This window comes from Arthrobacter sp. BL-252-APC-1A, assembly GCF_009696625.1.
Lineage (GTDB): Bacteria > Actinomycetota > Actinomycetes > Actinomycetales > Micrococcaceae > Arthrobacter_B.
In genome coordinates, this window is record NZ_VULS01000024.1 from 1 (window position 1) to 4375 (window position 4375).

The 4375-nt window shown below is 64.7% G+C and carries 3 protein-coding genes and 1 rRNA gene; 3 read left to right on the forward strand and 1 reads right to left on the reverse strand.

Annotation, left to right across the window (positions count from 1 at the left end; all coding sequences use genetic code 11):
- Positions 1-21 precede the first annotated feature (21 nt).
- The 3 genes from rrf (at position 22) to FYJ28_RS16990 (ending at position 3525) form a co-directional block, all read left to right on the forward strand.
- Positions 22-138: ribosomal RNA gene (gene rrf / locus FYJ28_RS16980) — 5S ribosomal RNA — on the forward strand.
- 1526 nt (positions 139-1664) lie between these two features.
- Positions 1665-2141 carry an SRPBCC domain-containing protein gene (locus FYJ28_RS16985; protein WP_154580182.1) on the forward strand — a complete coding sequence of 159 codons (477 nt, stop codon included), beginning with the start codon at positions 1665-1667 and terminating at the stop codon, positions 2139-2141.
- Between the two features lie 10 nt (positions 2142-2151).
- On the forward strand, positions 2152-3525 hold the full coding sequence (locus FYJ28_RS16990) for an FAD-binding oxidoreductase (protein ID WP_154580183.1): 1374 nt from the start codon (positions 2152-2154) through the stop codon (positions 3523-3525).
- A gap of 15 nt (positions 3526-3540) precedes the next feature.
- On the opposite strand, the gene FYJ28_RS16995 is transcribed toward FYJ28_RS16990, so the two are convergent.
- A partial coding sequence (locus FYJ28_RS16995) for an alpha-amylase family glycosyl hydrolase (RefSeq protein WP_268235049.1) occupies positions 3541-4375 on the reverse strand: 835 nt, incomplete at its 5' end.

The window sequence follows — 4375 nt, forward strand, 5'->3', positions numbered from 1 at the left end:
GGGGGTTCGGGTTGGAAGGGTTACGGCGGTCATTGCGCGGGGGAAACGCCCGGTCCCATTCCGAACCCGGAAGCTAAGACCCGCAGCGCCGATGGTACTGCACCCGGGAGGGTGTGGGAGAGTAGGTCACCGCCGGACAACCATTAATGTTTCAGGCCCCGCAACGCTGCGAGGGCCTGAAACACTTTAACAAGCAAAATCAGGACCGCACCCCCTGGAACCAAACACAGGTTCCCCCTTGGAACACCGGGGGAGTCCTGGCAAGGCCCGCACCACGTGTGCGGGCCCTGCCCTGTTTAACCCCTGGTCCCTTACCCGGCGCCGGCCGATTCGCGCAGCGGCCAGGCACGACAGTCCGTAGTGCAAGCCAGCTGCCCGGACCCGCTGCTGCCCGGTGCGCGCCGCCGGCCAAAGCATGCCGGCCCGGACCGGGGCGGTCCGCCGTTCCCGGAGACCTGCCTCTCCGGAGAAGCATGAGAGTCCGGGCCGGGGCAGGCCGCCGTTCCCACCTTCAGTGACACCTGTTCACTCGTGGGACCACACGGGTTAACAACCGCACCACGGTGTGGGAACCACGGTCAGGAGGAGCTAACCGCACCCAAACCGGCGCCTCCTGAGGGACAACACCTCATCCGCGACCCCGGGCACCGGTGCCCCGGCATTCCCACCTTCTGTGACAGCTGAAGACCAGTCTGACCACACCGGGCAGCAACGCACCACGGCGTGGGAACAACGATCAGGCGCGCAGCCTCGCCAGCCCCGCGGTCCCCGCACACGGGGTGGGAACCGCGGTCACGTGCGCAGCCTTACCAGCCCCCCGGCAGGCCCAGGTATCCAGGATCCCGGGCCGCTTCGCACACACAGATTCCCGCCGCCCGTTCCCACATTCAGTGACACCTGACTACTCGTGGGACCACACCAGACACAGCAGTCACCGCACGTGGGAAAGACGGGCGGAAACCGTGCACTGGGGAAGCCCTGAAGGCAGCCGGCGATGAGTGTCCCGTCCGATATGCCATGCTGCCGTGGGTCGGGATCACACCATGCCCACCCGCAACCGGAGACGGGGATCGCACGCAATAGAAGCACGCCTACAGCCGTTGATTCCCCGCAGAGGAACTCCACCAGCCGAGACACTCGGTTCGAGGAAGGCACCGCGCAAAGCCACCGCCTCAATGACCGGCGGGAAACCGTGCACGGACAGCCTTCCGACCGACAGCCCCGTCCAGCAGAGTGCATCTGGCTGCCGAGGGCTGAGAAACGGACTGCGCCATCCCCATCCTTCGCAATTCCCACTCCACTTTGGGACATGCCTGCCATCCTGGGACTTTCCTGACGCGGCGCCGCGGAGGAAAGACCCAAACTGGCAGGAATGTCCCCAACCGGCAGGGAAACACACCCAAATAGTGTCCCAAAGTGCAGGAATGTCCCCAACCGCAGGGAAACGGCCCAGAAGGGCGTCCCAATACGGAGGATCGTCCCCAACCGCAGGGAAACGGCCTCGAGGACTCGCCGAAGACGGAGGAAAGTCCCAAAACGGAGGACAACGCCCACGAGGACTCGCCCAAGACGGAGGCAAACGCCCAAAACGGAGGACAGGCCACGTCTGGGCTCCGGGAACGAGTGACTGCACCAGGGATGCCCGGACTGCGTAGGCTGGGGAGATGACTCCATCGCTTTTCAGCCATGCCCCGGAACCTGAGCCCGAGAGCCCACGCGAACCGGTCTCCGACGTAGAGGAGACCTGCGTCGTTCCCCGTGAAACAGAAGAGGCCTTCCGGGGATTCCATGAGTACCCCCACCTGTGGTGGCCAACGGAGTTCACCGCCTTCGGAGAAGGAACCCACGTGGAGTTCGAGGGCGGCGCATTGGTTGAGACCAGTGAGGAAGAGGAATCCGCCACGCGTGCAGCTGTTCAGGAAATCCGGCCAGGCCAGCTGCTGGAATTGGAATGGAATCCTCCGGGTACTGGTTCCACCACTGTCAGCGTCTCCTTCACAGCAGAGGGCACGGGCACGGCCCTGAGGATTTTGCATACGGGCTTCGATTCAATCCCTGACGGAGCAGATCAGCGCGAAGCCTCCGAGGCACTGTGGCGCAACGTTCTGCAACGTTACGCACGGTTCATGGGCGCCCGGTAGCCTTCTTCCTATGAGCCTGCCTGCCCTGCACGACCTTGAAGTGTCCATCCCCGGCGTTCGAATCGACACGGACCCGGAGACCCTGAAGCGCTACGCCCGGGACCAGGGGCCAGTCCAGGAACTGATCGATCCTCTGGCCGTGGTCTGGGCCGAGTCAGCCGCTGATGTGCAGGAAGTTCTGCGCTGGGCCTCACGTACCGGCACTGCCGTTGTTCCCCGCGGGGCCGGAACAGGAGTGTCCGGGGGAGCGCACGCCACCCGGAACTGCATAATCCTCAGTCTTGAGAAGATGAACCGCATCCTGGACATCCGCCCGGGTGACGAACTGGCCGTCGTCGAGCCCGGCGTCGTGAACGCTGATCTCAACGAGGCAGTAAAGCCACATGGCCTGATGTACGCACCGGATCCCGCCAGCTACAAGGTCTCCACCATCGGCGGCAACGTAGCGACGAATGCCGGCGGTCTCCGCTGCGCAAAGTACGGCGTAACCCGGGACTCGGTCCTGGCGCTGGACGTTGTGCTGGCGGACGGCACACTGATCCATACGGGACACCAGAGCTTCAAGGGCGTGGCCGGGTACGATCTGACCGGCCTTTTCACCGGCTCGGAGGGAACACTGGGCGTTGTTGTCGGAATAACCGTACGCCTGCGCTACCTGCCCAGCGATGTGAGGACCGTAGCCGCGTTCTTCCCGGACTTCCGGACTGCCGCTGCGGGAGTGCTGGCGGTTGGGGCAGCACGTGTGCAGCCGTCGATCATGGAACTGCTCGACGGCGCCACAATGGCCGCGCTGGACGGGGCGCACGGATCGGACCTCGGGACCCGGGGCGGCGCGCTGCTGCTCATCCAAACCGACGGATTCGGCGCCGAAGCCGAAGCAGCAGCAGTGCGGTCTGCGCTGCGTGAACTAGGCGGCACCGTAAGCAGTGAGGGATCAGAAGAAGCAGAGCGGCTCCTGGACCTGCGCCGGCACAGCCGGGGTGACGACGTCGAGCATGAAATCCGGGTGGGCGAAGACGTTGCCGTACCCCGGTCGCAGCTGGTGTATTACGTCGCCGAACTCGAGCGGATGGCCCAGGACCACCGGGTTCAGCTCAAGGTGGTCGCGCACGCCGGTGACGGCAACCTCCACCCCACCTTTTGGATCGAGGCGACGGAAGGCGAGGCAGGTGTTCACAGACTCAACGCAGCCCTGGACGAATCCATCACCGTCGCCCTGCGGATGGGTGGAACCATTACGGGCGAACACGGGATTGGCCAGTTCAAGCTGCGCTGGCTGCCGCTGGAACAGCAGGAAGAAGTCCTTCAGCTCCAGCGGCAGATCAAGGCAGTCTTTGATCCAGCAGGCATCCTGAATCCGGGTAAGGCCGTTCCCGGGATCTGAGGCCCTTAGCGCGGGTTAGGGGATACGCATCCAGACGGTCCGGTTAGGACGCAGCCGGGTGTGCGACATGGCACCGGGGGAGCTCTGGCACAGGATCTCGAATTCCGGAAGTTCCACGGGCTCGGTGCCCATGTTCATCACAGCGAGCACATTGCCGTTGACGAAACCGACTGCACCTTCAGAATCATGTTCGGGCCACCAGGCCAGGGAACCGTGGCCAAGGTTCAGTTCGCGCCGCAGCTTCAACGCTTTGCGGTACATGCTGAGCGTCGAATCCGGGTTCCGCTTCTGAATGTCGCGGGCGTGTGTTCCCCACAGGCCGGGCTGGGGGAGCCAGCTCTTGCCGGTGCTGCTGAAGCCGTAGGAAGGTGCGTCGGCGACCCAGGGCAGGGGCACCCGCGAGCCGTCCCGGCCCACCCGGACGCCGTCCGTCCGATGGAAGGTCGGGTCCTGGCGGTACTCATGCGGAATCATCGTGTGGTCCGGCAAACCCAGTTCTTCGCCCTGGTAGAGGTACACGCCGCCGGGAAGAGCCAGCATCAACAGCGTGGCCGCACGTGCCCTCGCAAGGCCCAGGACGTGGTCCGGCTGCGCATCATCAGGGCCGATCCCGTCGCCGCTGCGCAGGTCATGGCTCTGCAGCCCGAAGCGGGAGACGTGGCGGACGACGTCGTGGTTGGAGAGGACCCAGGTGGTGGGGGCACCGACTTTATCGAAGGCCTCGAGGCTGGTGGTGATGATGCGGCGTAGTTCCTCAGGGTTCCAGGGGTGGTGGAGGTAGGCGAAGTTGAAGGTTTGGTGCATTTCGTCGGACCGGACCCAGTCGGTGAGGCGTTCGAGGGGGTCGATG

What these genes read in the sequence shown, in the direction of transcription:
- FYJ28_RS16985 (WP_154580182.1), top strand. Translation starts at nt 1,665, where the DNA reads ATGACTCCATCGCTTTTCAGCCATGCCCCGGAACCTGAGCCCGAGAGC.
- FYJ28_RS16990 (WP_154580183.1), top strand. Translation starts at nt 2,152, where the DNA reads ATGAGCCTGCCTGCCCTGCACGACCTTGAAGTGTCCATCCCCGGCGTT.